Annotated in this window: 14 protein-coding genes and 1 tRNA gene; 9 read left to right on the plus strand and 6 right to left on the minus strand. The window is 42.8% G+C overall.

Features of this window, described 5'->3' with window-relative positions; genetic code table 11:
• The first annotated feature begins 24 nt into the window (after positions 1 to 24).
• The 4 genes from fucP (at position 25) to BLQ87_RS18645 (ending at position 6,735) form a co-directional block, all read left to right on the plus strand.
• Positions 25 to 3,228 (plus strand): L-fucose:H+ symporter permease, encoded by a 3,204-nt coding sequence (fucP, locus tag BLQ87_RS34075; protein WP_083361940.1) that lies wholly within the window; start codon positions 25 to 27, stop codon positions 3,226 to 3,228.
• A gap of 184 nt (positions 3,229 to 3,412) precedes the next feature.
• Positions 3,413 to 5,038, plus strand: a complete 1,626-nt coding sequence (locus BLQ87_RS18635; protein WP_172664866.1) for an ABC1 kinase family protein — start codon at positions 3,413 to 3,415, stop codon at positions 5,036 to 5,038.
• Between the two features lie 196 nt (positions 5,039 to 5,234).
• Positions 5,235 to 5,849: a GNAT family N-acetyltransferase gene (locus tag BLQ87_RS18640; RefSeq protein WP_074609726.1), complete on the plus strand. Its 615-nt coding sequence runs from the start codon at positions 5,235 to 5,237 to the stop codon at positions 5,847 to 5,849.
• On the plus strand, positions 5,833 to 6,735 hold the full coding sequence (locus tag BLQ87_RS18645) for a GNAT family N-acetyltransferase (protein ID WP_074609729.1): 903 nt from the start codon (positions 5,833 to 5,835) through the stop codon (positions 6,733 to 6,735). Before BLQ87_RS18640 ends, BLQ87_RS18645 begins: the two co-directional genes overlap by 17 nt.
• Positions 6,736 to 6,762: 27 nt before the next feature.
• On the opposite strand, the gene BLQ87_RS18650 is transcribed toward BLQ87_RS18645, so the two are convergent.
• Entirely contained in the window at positions 6,763 to 7,068 is a 306-nt protein-coding gene (locus tag BLQ87_RS18650) for a hypothetical protein (protein WP_074609731.1), read from the minus strand.
• Between the two features lie 389 nt (positions 7,069 to 7,457).
• Here BLQ87_RS18650 and BLQ87_RS18655 point away from each other — a divergent pair, with 389 nt between their 5' ends.
• Positions 7,458 to 8,441, plus strand: coding sequence for a DUF6266 family protein (locus tag BLQ87_RS18655; RefSeq protein ID WP_074609733.1), 984 nt, complete (start codon positions 7,458 to 7,460; stop codon positions 8,439 to 8,441).
• A 395-nt stretch (positions 8,442 to 8,836) separates the two neighbouring features.
• The gene (locus BLQ87_RS18665; protein WP_074609738.1) at positions 8,837 to 9,454 is read left to right on the plus strand and encodes a hypothetical protein; all 618 of its coding nucleotides are present in this window, start codon (positions 8,837 to 8,839) and stop codon (positions 9,452 to 9,454) included.
• A gap of 81 nt (positions 9,455 to 9,535) precedes the next feature.
• Here the strand turns inward: BLQ87_RS18665 and BLQ87_RS18670 are convergent, their stop codons facing one another.
• On the minus strand, positions 9,536 to 10,765 hold the full coding sequence (locus BLQ87_RS18670; RefSeq protein WP_074609740.1) for a glycoside hydrolase family 27 protein: 1,230 nt from the start codon (positions 10,763 to 10,765) through the stop codon (positions 9,536 to 9,538).
• Positions 10,766 to 10,972: 207 nt separating this feature from the next.
• Between BLQ87_RS18670 and BLQ87_RS18675 the strand changes: the two genes are divergently transcribed.
• Positions 10,973 to 13,351, plus strand: coding sequence for a family 78 glycoside hydrolase catalytic domain (locus BLQ87_RS18675; protein WP_074609743.1), 2,379 nt, complete (start codon positions 10,973 to 10,975; stop codon positions 13,349 to 13,351).
• 206 nt (positions 13,352 to 13,557) lie between these two features.
• Here the strand turns inward: BLQ87_RS18675 and BLQ87_RS18680 are convergent.
• Positions 13,558 to 13,628, minus strand: a tRNA-Met gene (locus BLQ87_RS18680).
• A gap of 194 nt (positions 13,629 to 13,822) precedes the next feature.
• Here BLQ87_RS18680 and BLQ87_RS18685 point away from each other — a divergent pair.
• Both BLQ87_RS18685 and BLQ87_RS18690 read left to right on the plus strand, forming a co-directional pair.
• On the plus strand, positions 13,823 to 14,002 hold the full coding sequence (locus tag BLQ87_RS18685; RefSeq protein WP_073230680.1) for a histone H1: 180 nt from the start codon (positions 13,823 to 13,825) through the stop codon (positions 14,000 to 14,002).
• Between the two features lie 124 nt (positions 14,003 to 14,126).
• On the plus strand, positions 14,127 to 16,328 hold the full coding sequence (locus tag BLQ87_RS18690; protein WP_074609745.1) for a glycoside hydrolase family 97 protein: 2,202 nt from the start codon (positions 14,127 to 14,129) through the stop codon (positions 16,326 to 16,328).
• 83 nt (positions 16,329 to 16,411) lie between these two features.
• On the opposite strand, the gene BLQ87_RS18695 is transcribed toward BLQ87_RS18690, so the two are convergent.
• The 3 genes from BLQ87_RS18695 to BLQ87_RS33830 all read right to left on the minus strand — a co-directional run bounded on the left by BLQ87_RS18695 (position 16,412) and on the right by BLQ87_RS33830 (position 18,148).
• The gene (locus tag BLQ87_RS18695) at positions 16,412 to 17,083 is read right to left on the minus strand and encodes a dioxygenase family protein (protein WP_074609747.1); all 672 of its coding nucleotides are present in this window, start codon (positions 17,081 to 17,083) and stop codon (positions 16,412 to 16,414) included.
• A gap of 93 nt (positions 17,084 to 17,176) precedes the next feature.
• Positions 17,177 to 17,971, minus strand: a complete 795-nt coding sequence (locus BLQ87_RS18700) for a LytR/AlgR family response regulator transcription factor (RefSeq protein ID WP_074609750.1) — start codon at positions 17,969 to 17,971, stop codon at positions 17,177 to 17,179.
• Positions 17,972 to 18,010: 39 nt separating this feature from the next.
• Positions 18,011 to 18,148: a hypothetical protein gene (locus BLQ87_RS33830; RefSeq protein WP_172664867.1), complete on the minus strand. Its 138-nt coding sequence runs from the start codon at positions 18,146 to 18,148 to the stop codon at positions 18,011 to 18,013.
• Positions 18,149 to 18,282: the final 134 nt, after the last annotated feature.

An 18,282-nucleotide genomic window follows, 5' to 3' on the forward strand; every position in this document is an offset into this window, starting at 1 on the left:
TCTTTCAGCAAAACGATTTTATTTATGGAATTAACAGCTTCGGAAAGCATACCTCATCAAAAAGAAAAAAGGAAAGTGTTTTTAGGAGGTACGGTTCTTGTCATCAGTTTATTTTTTCTCTGGGCACTCACCGCCAATTTATTACCCATACTTATTCCTCATTTAAAAAAAGCCTGTCAGCTGACTGTGCTTGAGTCTTCTCTGATTGATTCTGCGTATTGGATTGCCTATTTTGTAATTGCCATTCCCGCAGGTCTGGTCATGAAAAGGTTTGGTTATAAAAAAGCCATTATTACAGGGTTGTTGCTGGCTGCTATTGGCGCTTTCTTATTTTACCCTGCTGCGGAATCAAGGTCCTTTGTATTTTTTCTGTTTGCATTGTTCGTTCTGGCCTCAGGGATGACCTTTCTGGAAACTTCAGCCAATCCATTTATGACGATTTTAGGAGATCCTGCTACTGCATCCGGCCGATTGAACTTTGCCCAGGCATTTAACGGATTAGGCGCCTTTATTGCTTCCATGTTTCTCAGCAAACTGATCATCGGTAAAGAGCTGAAAACCGGAGCTGAACTGGACCTATTGTCGCCGGAAGCACTGGATCATTATTATTCCATACTTTTTCATAAACTTAAATTTCCATACCTCCTGATTGGGGGGATTCTGGTGATGGTCGCGTTACTATTTATGCTGACCAAATTCGCTGCGGATCATACGGGCAGAAAAAATGGTCCCGGGAAAAAGATCTCCTTTACTGCGCAACCTCAGTTATTAACAGGGATCATCACCCAGTTCTTTTATGTAGGTGCACAGGTTTGTGTTTCCAGTTTTTTTATTCTTTATGCAACTTCTGTATCTGGAATGACGGAATATGAGGCTACAAATTATCTTGGCCTGCTGTTATTGAGTTTTATGCTTGGCAGGTATCTGGGGACATTTATTATGAAATATGTAGCAGCGGCGAAGTTACTTTGGATCTATGCATTGATCAGCCTGGCACTGATGTTATTTATCGTACTGGCAGGAGGTAAAGCATCTTTATGGGCATTTATTTCCCTGGAGTTTTTTATGTCTATCATGTACCCTACCATTTTCGCATTGGCGATTAAAGACCTCGGGGAGGAAACGCCGATAGGATCTTCCTATATGGTGATGGCAATTATTGGCGGAGCAGTATTTCCACCGATACTGGGTTATTTGTCGGATTTAACCGGAAGTATCCGCATCGCTTACATCGTGCCCCTGATCTGTTTTATTCCTGTGGCTTATTTTGGATGGCAGCAACGCAGAAAGCTGAAATTGAATCCAATAACATTAGTCGTACTATTGCTGTTGATTTCTTCAGGAACTTTGCATGCACAGCGCTCAGAACCGAAGCCCTATGGGGCAGTGCCGACTAAAGCGCAACTGAAATGGCATGACACTGAATTGTATGCACTGGTTTGTTTTGGACTGAATACCTATACGGATAAAGAATGGGGCTATGGCGATGTGAGCCCTTCTTTATTTAATCCTTCTGATTTTGATCCTTCACAAATCACAGCTGTGTTGAAAGAAGCGGGTTTTAAAGGATTGTTGCTGGTTGCAAAACACCATGATGGATTTTGTTTATGGCCAACTAAAACTACGCCATATTCTGTAGCGGCAAGTCCCTGGATGAATGGTAAAGGAGATGTGGTAAAGTCTTTTGAACTGGCCAGCCGAAAGGAGGGACTAAGGTTTGGTTTGTATAATTCTCCATGGGACAGAAACAGTGCAGCCTATGGAAGTCCTGCCTATATTAAGATTTATCAGGACCAGCTGAAAGAGTTACACCGCAACTATGGCCCCTTATTTATTTCCTGGTATGACGGTGCAAATGGAGGTGATGGGTACTATGGAGGGGCAAAGGAAACAAGGCAAATAAACCGGGCGGAGTATTATCGCTGGAAAGAAACCTGGGCCATGGTCAAAAAGCTGCAGCCGGATGCGGTTATTTTTAGTGACATCGGTCCTGACGTCCGTTGGGTAGGAAATGAGAAGGGCTTTGCTGCTGAAACAAGCTGGGCGACGTTTACGCCAAAAGGGGAGAAAGAGGGAGAAGAGGCGGCGCCAGGAGCCAGTCGTTATGAGGAAGCACCCGGAGGAAATAGAAATGGCCGTTACTGGATTCCTGCCGAATGTGATGTTCCACTGCGTTCAGGGTGGTATTATCATGCTGCTCAGGACAACAGTGTGAAATCTCCTTACGAGCTTTTTGACATTTATTTTAAAAGCGTGGGCAGAGGTGCTGCCCTGGATCTGGGAATTGCACCGGATAAAAGAGGGATGCTGCATGAAAATGATGTCGCTGCCCTGAAAGGCTTTGGCAAATTGCTAAAAGAGACCTTTTCCGTTAACCTGTTGGAAAAAGCGGAGATTCAGGCCTCAAATACCCGGGGGAGAAAAAAGATATTCAGCCCTCAGCATCTAATTGATGGAGATAAAAATACCTATTGGAGCACGGACGATACCGTCAGGACGCCGGAGTTTACCATAAAACTAAAAGAACCGACGACTTTTAATATTATTCGTCTGAAGGAATACATTGCTTTGGGACAACGCATCGAATCTTTTGCCGTAGACATTTGGAAAAATGAGGAATGGCAGGAGCTGACGCAGGGGAGTTCAATCGGATCACAAAGATTAATCAGGCTACCTTATTTTGTGAGCACTGACAAGATCAGGGTCCGTATTTTAAGCAGTCCGGTTTGTCCGGTGCTGACGGAATTTGCGGTTTTTGCAGAACCTCAGGCAGCCCTGTCTGCCATAACGATGACAAAAACGGGAATCCTGCCCTTAGCTACCAAAGGATGGACCATACCAATTGCTCCCGGAGAATCAAATAAATTACCGTTCTTGTTAGATGGTAAACCAACGATTTGGGAAGGCCCATTTGGTAAAGAAAAACTAAGCAGGAATGCCATTGTGATGGATATGGGCAAAATACAGGAAATATCAGGATTGCTATTTACACCTGTATCGGAAACTTTTGGAAAAGGAATCCCGAAAGGGTACAAACTCGACATCAGCATGGATGGTCAGCATTGGACTGAAGTTGGTTCCGGGGAATTTGGTAATATTTATGCAAACCCGGTTCAGCAACAAATCAGTCTTTTAGAAAAAAGAAAAACACGTTTTATCAGGTTTACGGTAACCCGTCTCTGTGATGATGGCGAGCTGATGCGTATCGCAGAAATTGCTGCTTATTAGACATTATTCGGATAGTCAGGAGTTTTAGTATCTTCATCGCTCCGGAGATGGCATCCCTGAACAAACTGGTCGGCATCTCCGTGAATGGCATCAAAAGAAAGAGCCGGCAACAACTGATTCCGGCTGCTTGCATAAAAACGGCATGGTTCTAGGTGTTGGTCTATACAATAAAGGCGATAAAACCATGATGGAAAACCAAAAGAAAAAACTCAAAAGAACAGTATCGCTGGTCAGAATACTGGCCAAATATGGATTTGGAGAGTTGCTCAATTATACCAATAATCAGGTGGAGGGGGAAATTTCTTCCCTCAGCATTTATGAACGCATCAGGATGGCGCTGGAAGAATTGGGCCCTACTTATGTGAAATTCGGACAGGCATTCAGCAGCAGGGAAGATCTTTTACCTATGGAAATGATCCTGGAATTACGGAAGTTACAGGACAATGTAGAGGTGAAAATAATGGATATCCCGGCCTTACTGAAGTCGGATCTGGATATCGATCCTGAAGAGTTTTTTGCGCAGATTGATCCGGAGCCTTTTGCCTCTGCCTCCATCGCTCAGGTGTATCGTGCGACATTGAAAAACGGACAAAAGGTCATCTTAAAGATCAAACGTCCGGGAATAAGAGAGGTCGTGGCCTCAGATATGCTCATCATGAAAGATATAGCGAAGCTGCTGGTCAGTTACAGTGAAGTATTCCGGAGGATCAACCTCGTGGAAGTCCTGGAAGCATTTGAAAAATCTATCGTTCAGGAATTGTCTTTTCTTAACGAACTGGCTAACATCAACCGCTTTTCCCGGAACTTTAAAGGCAATACCTCCATTTATCTGCCCGGAGTTTATCCGGAGCTCTCTAATGATAACATCCTGTGCATGGAGTTTTTGGATGGTGTTAAAATAAGTGACAAAGACGCGCTCCTTGCTATGGGCTTAGATCCGGCAGCGATTGCGGGAAAAGGGCTCGACCTTTACCTGGTCCAGGTATTGGAACATGGTTTTTTCCATGCAGATCCACATCCCGGAAACCTGATGGTACTCAAAACCGGACAGATTGCCTTTATTGATTTTGGTTCTATGGGGAGCCTGACACCGATCGAAAAAGAAATGCTGGAGGATTTTGTATCCTATTTCATGGCACAGGATGCAAAGCGTTTAATTGCAATGCTGAAAAAGATGGCGATACGCTTTAATGTGACTGATGAAGATCTGCTGGAAAGAGATATCCATGGCTTCTTTGACCTGCTGGATGGGGCCTCACTGGAGGAAATGGACATCAAAGAAGTACTGGGCAAGTTTTCAGGAATTCTGAATAACAATGAGATATTGATGCCCGACCACCTTTATCTTCTGGTTCGCGGAATTGTGCTCATCGAAGGAATCGGCCGTGCCCTTGTTCCTGATCTGAATATCATTGAGAGCTTACGTCCTTATATCTTAAAAATAGCTTTTCGTAAACTGAGTCCTGAAGAATTAAAGAAAAGTGGATTAAAGTTGTTAAGAACGCTGACGGAAGCGATGAAAACCATGCCTGATGAATTGCAGTCGGTGGTTAGTAAGCTGAATGCCGGAGAGTTAAAAATCCGACAGGAAATACAGGGTTTACCAACCTTAAAGAAAACAATGAACCGGGGCATGAACAGAATGGTCATGGCCATTATGATGTGCGGAATGCTGATCAGTTCGGCAATCCTGATCCTGGCAGATAAGCCTCCTAAATTTAGCGGAATACCTGTTCTTGCTTTATTGGGTTTCCTGATCAGTATAGTCTTAGGTCTGGGGATTTTGATTTCCTCCCGTTCTAAAAATTAATACATGAAAATATACTGCCTGCTATTAAAACTAAAATGATTGTAGTCAGGAAAAGTCTTTTCATTGTTGCGATTTACCAGCTTAATGTCGTTTTTCTGAAAGGTAAGCTCATTCAAAAAATTACAATCCCCTGCCGGATTTAAATTTGCGATATCTTCAGACTGTTGTAGATTTATACGATAAGAAATTTATAGAAATGGCTGATATATTCGACGCGAAAAAAGACTATGTACTGGAAGATGATAATGCCTTATTAAGGCCGCTGACTGCTGCAGATTTTGAGCAGCTAAAAGCTTTTGGAATCAACGAGCCGGAATTGTGGAAATTCACGTTACAGAATGCCGGAAGCGAAGAAGGAATGCATGCATACCTTGAAACCGCATTGGAACGGAGGGAAAAAGGAACAAGCTATCCCTTCATCGTGTTCGACAAAAACAAAAATGAATATGCCGGCGCTACGCGGTTGTATGACATTGATGTTGCCAATAAGAATTTGTCCCTGGGCTATACCTGGTATGGAAAGAACTTCCAGGGAACAGGACTTAATAAACACTGTAAATACCTGCTTTTTGAATTTATATTTGAACAATTGGAGTTTGAACGGGTGGAATTCAGATTAGACAGCGACAATGAAAGAAGCATGCGGGCCATCAAAAGCCTGGGTTGTACTTTTGAAGGAATATTGAGAAATAACGGATATAAAATTGATGGAACGAGGAGAAATTCATCGGTACTGAGCATCCTGAAAAACGAATGGCTGGAGTCTAAGAAAGAACTGCTAAAAGAAAAACTTAATGACTATAAATCATAAGAATTATACTTTTCTGATGCAGTATCAGAACGAGGAGAAATGGAGAGAAAGCTTCAATTCACTTACAAAAAAGACGTATCGTTTTGATTTTGAAAAGTGGTATCAAAGTGGATACTGGGATGAAGGCTGTCTGTTGTACTCCCTTGCGGAAGGAGATAAAGTGGTTTCTCATGTGACCGTGAATGTCATCCGTTTTACCATACTCGGAGTGGAGAAAAAATTTGTGCAGCTCGGTACGGTGATGACTGATCCTGATTATAGGAAGCAGGGATTAAGCCGGGTATTGATGGAAAAGGTCATGCTGGACTGGCAGGATCATTGCGACATGATTTACCTGTTTGCAAACGATGCGGTACTGGATTTCTATCCTAAGTTCGGTTTTGTACCGGTAAATGAATATCAGGCAGTTTATCAACTGAAAGCAGTTAAAAAGGGCCCTGCATTCAGAGCGATGAATATGGACAATGCCGGCGACAGAGACTTGCTTTTTCATACTGCACAACAGGCAGTTCCATTATTTAAGATCTCCATGAAAGATAATGCCGGACTGGTGATGTTTTATGCGCATTATTTTGACCGCTTCAGCGTCAGCGACTTCCTTTATTATATCACAGATTTAAATGCAGTGGTGGTTGCTGAATATGAAGAAGAAATGCTGATCCTGCACGATATCCTGGCACCGGCAACAGTAGATATCAAAACCGTTATTCATGCCATGGCCCGGGAAAATACCAGCGAGGTGACATTGGGGTTTATGCCGGAAAATGCAGAAGATTATGAAATCAGTCTTCATAAAGAAGACAATTCCACCCTTTTTGTTCAGGCTGGTTGCAACAAGCTGTTTGAAGATCATCAATTGATTTTCCCCTTGCTATCCCATACCTAGCTCATTAATAGCCAGGTTCAGTCGAAATCAATAGCTAGGTTCAGTCGAAATCAGGTGTTCATCGATTTCCTTCAGTAATCTGAGCTGAAAAGCATCTGTATTGAATTCATCTAAAGCTACATCCATATTCAGGTATTTGCCATAAAAACTTTTTACGAGTATTTTTACACGATCGGGATGGTCATCTTTATGGCCTCCCGGAATATCGGAATACTTGTCGATATGACAGACGTATAGATAATGATTGCCATTGTATTCAAAGCTTTTAATCTTGGAATCTAATTTATTAGGGTCAACTTCCAGGTGTACTCCGGATTGATCTTCAGTTTTCATAAGGCTAATGTACTTATTAATATAATAGCAGCTTGTCCATAGCGCTAAAAATGGAAGCCAGCTTTCCAGGAGGAATACTTCAATTCACATGCGGGATAACAGCGATAAAGTTGCCCGATGAGGAGCCTTGCTTCCAGGTGGTGATTTTTGAACGGTTTTGGTGCATTTTGACCGAAAATGATATGCCTTTATCAAGGGGATTGTTGCCTATCTTGCTGGTAACAAATAGCAGGGAAACAGGTTTTATATTCGGTGTGTTTCCGCTCTATACCCGGTGTATACACGCTTGACAGCTTGTGAGCAACGGTTAGACCAGGGCTAAAGGTCTTGTTAGAAATGACTGAGCCCCAAAGGCGTTCAAGGGCTGGTATTGATTTAATTGATGTATTATGGCAAGAATTACAAAGGGTTTATTAGGTGGTTTTAGCGGCAAAATTGGCGCTGTGGTCGGTTACACGCTATATGGCATAGACCGGATGAGAAGTTTACCGGACCGGACTGCCCCGCCCACGGAGAATGAATTGAAAAACAGAAGCCAGTTTAAGCTGGTACAGGAAACCTTAAATCCCATTAAGGAATTGCTTAAGCTTGGTTTTAAGGATTATTGGACGGTAAGTGGTGGAACGCGCGGAGCCCTTTCTTATAACAGACAGTTTGCTGTTAAAGCGACTGAGGAGGGGTATGAGATCAATCCGGAACATTTTAAAATTAGTGGCGGAAGCCTTCCCGGGTTAACCGGACTGAAGGTCTTGCAGGAAAGTGAGAAGTTCCTGAGCTTTCATTGGAATCAGGAAAGTGCGCCCGGAGGTTCGGGTTATGACCAGGTGATGTTGTTGGCAATCGACCTGAAAGGTCAGAAATCCTGCTATGAATGTCCGGGTAATTTCAGAAGTGCCGGAACAGGGCTGTTGCAGCTCTCAGAAGATTTGTCGGGAAAAGAAGTAGATGTGTATATTGGAGTTCTGGCTAAAGACAGGTCCGTTCAGTCGGACAGTCAGTATTTAGGCCGGATACAATTACAGGCAGCAGCGCCGATTTTAAACAAGGAAATGAAAATTCCGGAACTGACAGAAGAAGAATTTAAAAACACGTTTAGCTCTGGAATGAGGGAGGTAACAGAGACAGTAGATGCCGTTACGGACATCTGGCCAGCTGTAAAACTGCTGAACGACAGGGGGATCGTAGAAGACCATACTTATCAGAATGAACTTGTTGCACATGTTTACCGCAATAATATTTCAACTTTTGATCATGTACTGCTTCCGGGGGTGTTTAAGAATCGGTTTGTTGTCATTGTAGTTGATATTCCTGAGAAAGTGGTAAAAGGATATTATGACCTGAATCTAAATGATCTTTATGGGCTTGGTTTTTAGTATATTTATTTTCTTATTTATTAATATAAATTCTTTTTAAATATATAGATTAGTCATAACTAACAATAGGCTAATTATTAACTAAGGAATTATGATATCAGATAGAGAGAGAAAAGAATGTATAAAAGCAATGAGGGCTTATACAAAAAAGATTTCCAAGAGTAAGGAAGCAGTAAAAAATCATTTTGTTAAAGCTGGCATATTGACTCCAAAGGGAAATTTGCGTAAGCCGTACCGGAATCTATCTATTCTTCTAGACCAGGCCAAGTATCAAAATAAGGGAACGGCATAATGTCAGATAGAGAAAGACGAGAATTTACAAATGCGATGAGGGCGTATACAAAAGAGCTTTGTAAAAGTAAGGAGGCATGTAAAGATTACCCGTATCGGAATCTATGTATTCTACGAGACCTGGGCTGATTTTAGGCTTTCATGGTTGCGATGAAAGCCTGGTGTCAGAAGTGTTGACTGGGAAAACGGCGCTTCGTAAGAGCACCAACAAGTACGACTGGCTAGGTCATGGTGTTTATATGTGGGATAATAGTCCTGCAAGAGCATTAGAGTTTGCTGAGTTTTTAAAAGCCAATCCCGGAAAGTCAATAAGACCTGTGAAAAATCCGGCAGTAATTGGAGCAGTATTAAATTTGGGTTTTTGCCTCGATTTACTGGATTATCAGAATCTCTCTTTAATAAAGGAGGCGCATGATATGTTGAAGCTTTTTCGCATTATCTTGGGAAAGGATATGCCTGTAAATACACCCTTGGGAAGGAATAATGATTTATTACTTCGGGAATTGGATTGCGCTGTAATTGAGCACTTGCATTTTTTTAGGGACCTGGGGGCTATTCAACCATTTGATTCTATTCGTGGTGTATTTTCAGAAGGCGAAGAACTGTATGAAAATGCCGGCTTTAAAGAAAAAGATCACATTCAAATCTGCATCAGAAACCCCAATTGTATCAAAGGGTATTTTCGTCCAATGATGGAAAATTCAAAATATCAAAAAGTGTAGTGAATTAGAAATAAAAGGAAGTCTAAAACTTCCTTTTATTAAGATCCTTGTCTTATTAATATTCCCGCTGAAAAAATACCCTTACTTTTCCGATTGGAAGATATTAAAAGGAATTAATTTCCCTTTGATTTTTAACGTGATGACACCATGTGCTGGAAGTTCAAACCTTTCTGTTTTTGCTTTTGTTGCCGGATAATCTTGATGTTTCCATAAATCTCTGATCGTATAATGGTGACTGAGGTCAAACCCCAGACTTTCCAGATCAAGATCAACCGAAGCGGTTTTGTCTGATCTGTTCAACAGGCTTACTGCAACCAGCCCACTCATGGTAGACACCAATGGTTTTGCCCAGATTTCCAGTTCTCCTGACTTTTTTAACCTGCGTGCCTGATAGCCAAGCTTGTCCTGATTGAGCGCGATGACCTCTGTATTGGTGACAAGGGTCAATGTCTCTTTGGAAATTGTTCTCAGGTCATTACCGAGCAATAGTGGGGAGTTCATCATGGCCCACATGCTGAAATGTGACTTATCTTCCTCGTAGCTCATGCCGCGGCCTACCTGCAGCATATCCATATCATTCACATGGCCGGGAGAACTATATTTCCACAGATCGGCATTTTTATCTATAATGTTTAAAATCGATTCAAATTTATTATTGATATCGCCGGAGATCCGCCAGGAATCTGCAATTTCAATGGCCCATTTTCCTGGAAACTGCCAGCGGCAAATATTGAATAAAGCCTCTTTTTTTATCCTTTTAATATGATTTGCGATTTGTGTATAACGCATCTCTTCGTCTAAGGCCAGCTTTTCTCCGCCACACCAGTCGACCTTAATGAAGTCATAACCCCAGGTTTTAAGCATCAGGTTTAAATCCTGCTCATCATGGCCATAAAGTCCGGAGCCCACTCCAATCGTGTCTTTATCCCATATCGATGCACAGGTATTGATCCCCGCATCCGAATATATCCCCGCTTTAAGCCCCTTACTATGGATGTAATCGGCGAGGGCTTTCATCCCCGAAGGAAAGCGTTTACCATGCACCAGGAGTTCTCCTTTTTCATTTCTTCCGCCAAAAAATCCATCATCCATATTTATAAAATTATAACCAGCCTTTTTAAGTCCGGTAAGCACCATTGCATCAGCCTGGGCTTTCATCACCTGCTCATTGATGTCTACACGGAAATTATTCCAGCTTGACCAGCCCATCATAGGCGTCTTTGGATGCGGCGGTGTTTCCTGGGCGTAAAGAAGAAAGGGGGCAAGAGTTAAAATAAATATCAGGCGGTAAAAAATGGTTTTGTGGATCATCGACTAAAGTTACTGACAAGTATTTGCATCCGGAAGTATTAAATCGGTTCAATTCTCACCAAAAATGAAAGGGAATGGTTAGATTTAATCCTTTTCAATAATCTGGTATATAGTGTGTTGGGTGATTGTGGCCTGCGTATATCAGGATGGTGTAGAAATATTTAAAAAAAGGCGATGAAGTAAAACTGAAGACGGCAAACAAATAAAATGAAAATAGGAAAAAAATTAATGCTCATAGGGATGCTGTTTGCTGTTGCGCTAAGCCAGGCACAGGATATAGCCATTAATCCCGCTTTGCTGACTGGTTCCTGGCCTGCTTCCTGGATTACCAAGCCACATGCTGCACAACGGGAATATGGAATTTACCATTTTAGAAAGGGTTTTTCATTGCCGGCAGTACCAGCATCTTTTGTGGTCCATCTTAGCGCTGATAACCGATACCGTTTATTTGTAAACGGACAGGCGGTGTGTTCAGGCCCTGCAAGGGGCGACCTGTTCAACTGGTATTTTGAAAGTCTGGATATTGCCCGCTATTTAAAACAGGGAAATAATGTCATTGCAGCAGAGGTTTGGAATATGGGGGATCTGGCTCCGGTGGCGCAGATTTCTAATCAGACCGGTTTTGTCATGCAAGGCAATACCGCGGCAGAGGCAGTGGTAAATACGGATGCTTCCTGGAAGGTGCTTCAAAATAAAGCGTATTCCCCAACTTCCCTGGACAATGGAGAAAGGTTGAGGGCATATATGGTGGTTGGTCCGGGAGATCATGTAGCAGGCGATTTGTATCCATGGGGTTGGGAAATGCCCGGCTATGACGATACTTCCTGGACTGCTGCGAAAAGTATCGCACAACCCGTCCCGGTTGGGTATGGAACGGATAATTTATGGACTTTAAAGCCAAGAAATATTCCTTTGTTTACGGAACATATTTCCAGATTCAGCAGGATCAGAAGAAGTACGGACAACACTGCTCCGGCAGCATTCTTAACCGGTAAACAGCCGATGAATATTGCGGCCAATCAATCTGTTAAAATTTTGCTGGACCATGGGGTAAATTGCATAGGCTATCCGGAACTGCGGTTAAGTGGGGGCAAGGGGGCGGTGATTAAGCTGACTTATGCAGAGGCGCTGGTGGATAAAGACCGGAATAAGGGCAACAGAAATGAAATTGATGGGAAGGAAATTATTGGCAATTACGATGTGTTTATTGCAGATGGGGGTATAGGAAGGAAGTTTCGCCCGCTTTGGCTGCGTACTTACCGCTATGTGGAAATGGAGATCAGCACAAAAGATGAAGCGTTGGTTGTTGATGATTTTTATGGAATGATGACCGGTTATCCTCTGGAGATGAAGGCTTCGTTTAGTAGCAGCGATCCATCATTGGAGCAGATTTGGAATGTAGGCTGGCGTACCGCACAGCTTTGTGCAGGCGACCTGTATTACGATTGCCCTTATTATGAACAGCTTCAGTATACGGGAGATAGCAGGATTCAGGCACTGATCTCTTTGTACCTGACTGGTGATGATCGTTTGATGCGCAAAGCAATTCTGGATTTTTACCATTCAAGAACCCCGGAAGGGCTTACGCAGGGACGTTATCCCAGTAACCGTTTACAGATCATTCCACCCTTTTCTTTATTCTGGGTATCGATGGTCCATGATTACTGGATGCACAAAAGAGATGACGAATTTGTCAGGCAATTTCTGCCTGCCATTAACGAGGTGATGTCCTGGTACATGGAACGAAAGGATGTCAGGACGGGAATGCTGGGCCCGATGAAGTGGTGGAACTTTACGGACTGGGATAATTTTGACGGTTGGGGCGTAGCACCCGGGGCTGCGCATGGTGGTTCTGCAATTATTTCTTTGCAGGCTGCTTATACGATGAACCAGGCCGCCGAGTTGTTTTCGGCATTTGGAAAAGCTGCAGAAGGAAGCAGCTTTCTAAATTGTGCAGAATCGCTGAAGTCTTCTACTTATCGCAAATGTTATGACCCGGTAAAAGGGCTTTTGGGGGATACGCCGGATAAATCCTCGTTTAGTCAGCATGCGGGAATCTGGGCGATACTTAGCGGGGCCCTGGAAAAGGAACAATCAAAGGAGGTCATGCAGCGCCTGCTTTCTGATCAATCTATTGGTCAGGCGACTTTTTTCTATCGCTTTTACCTGGCACAGGCGATGAAGAAAGCGGGAATGGCAGATCAATATTACGGACAGCTCAGCCCCTGGCGGAAGATGCTTGCCCTGGGCCTGAGTACTTTTGCGGAAAAACCTGAACCCGCCCGTTCAGACTGTCATGCCTGGAGCGCCAGTCCTGATTATGATTTCCTGTCGACCATTTGCGGGATTATGCCGGATGCTCCGGCTTTTAAAAAGGTGAGGATCGCACCTGCTTTAGCGGAGCTGAAATGGATCAAGGGCAGTATGCCACATCCTGATGGTATGATCTCTGTTGAAGTGACACGGAATACTAAAGATTCGGGCATCAAAGCGATAGTGGTATTGCCGGAAAAACTGGAAGGTGCGTTTGTCTGGATGGGAAAAGAAATCAAGCTTCATGGAGGCAAACAGGAGTTTCGCTTATAGCCTGCTTATCACCTGCTTATCGCTGATAAAAAAAAGGCTATCTGATGAGGGATAGCCTTTTAATAACCAAAGTGTAAATTAAACGAGTACTTAAATGTTTGTGCTTCGCAGCATGAAACCTTCGAAAAGCAGCTTGCAATGAGTAAACAAGCTGTCAAAACATGGAAAAGTTTAAGCTTGGCCTACAGACCTTCGCTACCACTTAGACGTCATGAGCGGAATCGAACCGCCATTCTAGGTTTATGAAACCTGTGCCTCGCCACTCGGCCACATGACTATATCTGATCAGCTTTCCTGCTGATGATGAAACAAATATATATAATGTCTACTGAATTAGTAGTATTTATTTGTAATTTTATTTTTAATCCTTATGTTTACACTGTTAAGCGCATCCAGAAGACCATAAAGATGTTTTTTGATGCAAAGCCTGACACAGATAACTAAGGAAAAACCAATTAATTAAAAAGAACCATGAGTAAATTTGCAAAACTAAAAGAAGTAGTAGCTGCAACAGAAGCAGACGTAGAGAAATTTTATAACGGCGGCAACAGTGCTGCAGGAACCAGAGTACGTAAAGCTTTACAGGAGATCAAAGGTCTTGCTCAGGAAATCCGTACCGAGATCACTGAAAAGAAAAACGCTGCAAAATAATTGGTAGCTCAGTATAACCGGATGATAATGATCTGGTTATACTGTTTTATTTAGGTAACGGGAATGTTCTGGGAACGTTCCCGTTAAATTTATATCTTTGCTTTCACACCTAATTATTATAAATGTGAAAAGGATATTAATCGCCCTGTTGTCTTTATGCCTCTCTACGGAGTTGGTAAAGGCACAAGACCTAAAATCGCCCGATGGAAAACTGCTGATGAATTTCTCAGTTCAGAACGGAGGGATACCTACTTATAAACTGAGCTATAAAGGTAAAGTTGTGCTTAAACCAGGGAAACTGGGCCTGGAGTTGAAAGATCAGGTACCTCCTGCAAAGTTTGGTACGGAGATGGGAATGAAATCAGGACCAGCCAATCCAAAGACTTCTTTATATGATCAGTTTACCATCGCTGATTCCAAAACAACCTCTTTTGATGAAACCTGGCAGCCGGTTTGGGGAGAGCTTAAAAATATCAGGAACCATTATAACGAATTGGCGGTAACGTTACACCAACAAGGAACCGACCGGAATATACTGATCCGCTTTCGTCTTTTTAACGATGGCCTGGGATTCCGTTATGAATTCCCTCAGCAGAAAAACCTGAATTATTTTGTCATCAAGGAAGAAAAAACACAATTCGCCATGTCGGGGGATATGAAGGCCTACTGGATTCCAGGTGATTATGACACTCAGGAATATGACTATACCACTTCTAAACTTTCTGAAATCAGGGGCTTGTTCCATACCGCAGTGACCGATAACTCCTCTCAGACCCAATATTCTGAAACAGGGGTACAGGCGCCTTTAATGCTTAAAAGCAATGACGGACTTTACATCAGTATCCATGAAGCTGCGTTGATCAATTATTCTACGATGAACCTGAACCTGGATGATCAGAACATGATTTTCGAGTCCTGGTTAACACCGGATGCAAAAGGGGATAAAGGTTATATGCAGTCGCCGGCCACTTCTCCCTGGAGAACGGTGATCGTGAGTGATGATGCACGTGACATTCTGGCTTCTAAAATGACTTTGAACCTGAACGACCCTTCTAAAATAGAAGATACTTCCTGGATTAAAACGAGTAAATATATTGGGGTATGGTGGGAAATGATCACCGGAAAAAGCTCCTGGGCTTATACTGATGAGTTGCCGAGCGTCCAGTTGGGCGTAACAGATTATGCCAAAGTAAAGCCCAATGGTAAACATGCAGCAAATACAGCTCATGTAAAAGAATATATTGATTTTGCTGCCAAACATGGCTTTGATGGCGTTTTGGTAGAAGGATGGAATGTAGGCTGGGAAGACTGGTTCGGCAATTCCAAAGATGACGTGTTTGATTTTGTGACGCCATATCCGGACTTTAATGTAGCGGAAATCAGAGACTATGCGAAAAGTAAAAACGTGAAAATGATCATGCATCACGAAACCTCTGGTGCAGTGCGTAATTACGAACGTCATCTGGATCAGGCTTATCAGTTCATGAAAGACAATGGGTACGATGCGGTAAAAAGCGGGTACGTAGGGAACATGATTCCTCGCGGAGAATACCATTACGGGCAATGGCTGGTCAATCACTACCAGTATGCACTGGAAAAAGCAGCGAAGTACAAAATCATGGTCAATGCACACGAAGCCGTTCGGCCGACAGGTATTAACCGTACTTATCCTAATCTGATCGGCAATGAATCTGCCCGTGGTACGGAATATCAGGCCTTTGGCGGTAGTAAAGCGAACCATGTGACCATTTTGCCCTTTACCCGTCTGATTGGTGGCCCAATGGATTATACACCTGGTATTTTTGAAATGGACATCTCAAAGCTGAATCCGGATAACCACTCTCATTTGAATGCGACACTGGCCAATCAGCTGGCCTTATATGTCACTATGGCCAGTCCTTTACAAATGGCTGCGGATCTGCCGGAGAATTACAACCGTTTCTTAGATGCTTTTCAATTCATTAAGGATGTTGCCATGGATTGGGACGATAGCAAATACCTGGAAGCAGAGCCTGGCGAATATGTTTCTGTAGCACGTAAAGCCAAAGGAACGAACAACTGGTTTGTAGGTAGTGTAGCCGGAGAGAACGGCCATACTTCAAAGATCTCGTTTAATTTTTTACAACCGGGTAAAACCTATGTGGCTACGATTTACAGTGACGCAAAAGATGCGCATTACAAAACGAATCCACAGGCTTATCAAATTAGAAAAGTGTTGTTGAACAGCAAATCAAAACTAACTCAGTTTGCAGCTCCTGGAGGAGGATATGCGATCAGCATCATCGAAGCTGATCCATCTCAAACAAAAGGACTGAAGAAGCTGTAGCGCCTTCGTTCATGAAAAAAGCCGTTTTACTGAAAAGTAGAACGGCTTTTTTATGGATTTGACAAAGATAAGTTGCTTTCGCCTCAATGAGGGGCTGCCGGATAGTTGGGGATGTGAAGGCCCAGCCTGATGTTGTGTTTCGCAATTTGTAAATTACCGGAAACTGAGGTCTTCAGAATGCCGCTCCCTCCACGATTTTCCAGGGCTTTTCTCTTTTTGGCATTCAGCAGGGGATCATCATCAAATACAAATTCATCAATATAATATTCCGTATCGATACCTGGCTCTTTGATCGAAGTATGAATGTGTGCGGGTTCAGAACGGTCGGGATAAGTGGCCGGACGGATGGTATATATGGCATACCTGCCCTGTTGATCTGTTTTTACCCAGCCCCGGATATGACCGTGGCGAAGGGTTCTTTTATCCATTCCTTTCCCGGGCGAATAATAGCCCTTGCTGTCCGTTTGCCAGTAATAGATGATGACATCAGGAGCAGGACTTTTCCCGTCAGGCTTAAATGCCCTTCCACTGATCAGTAGCTTTTGCCCTTTTTCTGTCCAGCCGGCACTGGTATCGGTGGGTTTGATTTGTTTCGGCATGCCGATATACATCAGTTCACAACCGTCGCAACCTCCGCCAACAGTTTGCGTTCTGGCGGCAACCGGATTATTTTTCCCGGCCTGGCCCTTGCAGGAACTGAAAGTCAGTATCGTTAAAATGAGTGCCAGGTAATTAGATTTTATGTGCAGTTTCATACAGATATGGTTTTACTCAAAATTCTGTTTTAGCTCCTGTGTTGTAAAATAAAATAGGCTATCCTGAGGAGATAATGATGCAAGCGGAGGTGCTTATCCCATCAGTTCTTTAAACTTTGCACTATAATTTCTGCTCAACCGGAGACTTTCTCCGTTTTTCAATAACACATCGTAATCACCGTTCAGTCTGGATTTATAAGAACTTACCTGTTCCATATTAAGAATGGTTGATTTGTGGATTCTGATGAACTGCTGCTGGTCTAATTTTTTATGGATGGATTTTAGGGATTCCGCATGTAGGTGGCTCTTCTGTTGGATACGGATAGCAATATAAGGAGCAGCACTGCTGATGTATAAAATCTCGTCAACAGCAATACTGATGTGATTTCTGGCGGAACCAATGGTGATTCTTTTTACAGGAGCTGTCGGAAATGATTTCTGTTTTTGGGCAACTGTCTGTTGCCGGGCATACAGAAAGGGGATTGTTCCGTAAATTAATACATACTTGTAGCTGTCTTCAGAGAGGGTATAACCGATTAAGTCTTTGAATCCATAGGTATGGGTAAATAACAAAGCTGACAATAGCCAGACGGAAAATGCAAAAGCTACAACATGCAGGATGACCGGGATCAACGTGGCGGGAACATATGCAACGGATCTTTTTAAAAGTTGGAACTGCAAAAATGAAAGGGGTAAAAACAGCAGCCAAAAGCTTTTGAATAAGAGCGATTCAGAAAAGTAAAAAGCATAGTTATGATAGCTTGAATGCAGGAAATCCTGAAAAATTGTGAATCCTGTAATCCCCAAAATCAGCAATAACAGAACAGGCAGGAGCGGGGCTCCTGAATGGTCATCTTTTCTGTTGATCTGGATTTTAAGCAGCTGCATACTCGTTGAAACGGACTACATAAATATACGTAATGAAATTTAAAGATCAATATCCTGCATAGCAGGCATGTCAATTTCTTTAACGCAGGTTTTGGAACTGGTATTGATCACAAATCTTAAGGCATTGATGACATCGGAAAGCGGGATCAGCGTTGCTCCCTCCTGATCGGTGGCCAAATCACCCAGATTAAGTATTTTGTTATTCAGAAGAAAATGTAAAACTAAATGTTTAACAATATTAGACTGTCATCAGAAAAACAAATCCTCTTTCTTGTTGCCAATTTCGCTTAATCATTTGGCAGGATCTCAGA

Origin of the sequence: Pedobacter steynii (assembly GCF_900103665.1) — a bacterium.
Lineage (GTDB): Bacteria > Bacteroidota > Bacteroidia > Sphingobacteriales > Sphingobacteriaceae > Pedobacter > Pedobacter steynii.

Bases quoted from the DNA above. Each gene is read 5' to 3' on its own strand.
- fucP (WP_083361940.1), top strand. From the start codon at position 25: ATGGAATTAACAGCTTCGGAAAGCATACCTCATCAAAAAGAAAAAAGG.
- BLQ87_RS18635 (WP_172664866.1), top strand. From the start codon at position 3,413: ATGATGGAAAACCAAAAGAAAAAACTCAAAAGAACAGTATCGCTGGTC.
- BLQ87_RS18640 (WP_074609726.1), top strand. From the start codon at position 5,235: ATGGCTGATATATTCGACGCGAAAAAAGACTATGTACTGGAAGATGAT.
- BLQ87_RS18645 (WP_074609729.1), top strand. From the start codon at position 5,833: ATGACTATAAATCATAAGAATTATACTTTTCTGATGCAGTATCAGAAC.
- BLQ87_RS18650 (WP_074609731.1), bottom strand. From the start codon at position 7,068: ATGAAAACTGAAGATCAATCCGGAGTACACCTGGAAGTTGACCCTAAT.
- BLQ87_RS18655 (WP_074609733.1), top strand. From the start codon at position 7,458: ATGGCAAGAATTACAAAGGGTTTATTAGGTGGTTTTAGCGGCAAAATT.
- BLQ87_RS18665 (WP_074609738.1), top strand. From the start codon at position 8,837: ATGTATTCTACGAGACCTGGGCTGATTTTAGGCTTTCATGGTTGCGAT.
- BLQ87_RS18670 (WP_074609740.1), bottom strand. From the start codon at position 10,765: ATGATCCACAAAACCATTTTTTACCGCCTGATATTTATTTTAACTCTT.
- BLQ87_RS18675 (WP_074609743.1), top strand. From the start codon at position 10,973: ATGAAAATAGGAAAAAAATTAATGCTCATAGGGATGCTGTTTGCTGTT.
- BLQ87_RS18685 (WP_073230680.1), top strand. From the start codon at position 13,823: ATGAGTAAATTTGCAAAACTAAAAGAAGTAGTAGCTGCAACAGAAGCA.
- BLQ87_RS18695 (WP_074609747.1), bottom strand. From the start codon at position 17,083: ATGAAACTGCACATAAAATCTAATTACCTGGCACTCATTTTAACGATA.
- BLQ87_RS18700 (WP_074609750.1), bottom strand. From the start codon at position 17,971: ATGCAGCTGCTTAAAATCCAGATCAACAGAAAAGATGACCATTCAGGA.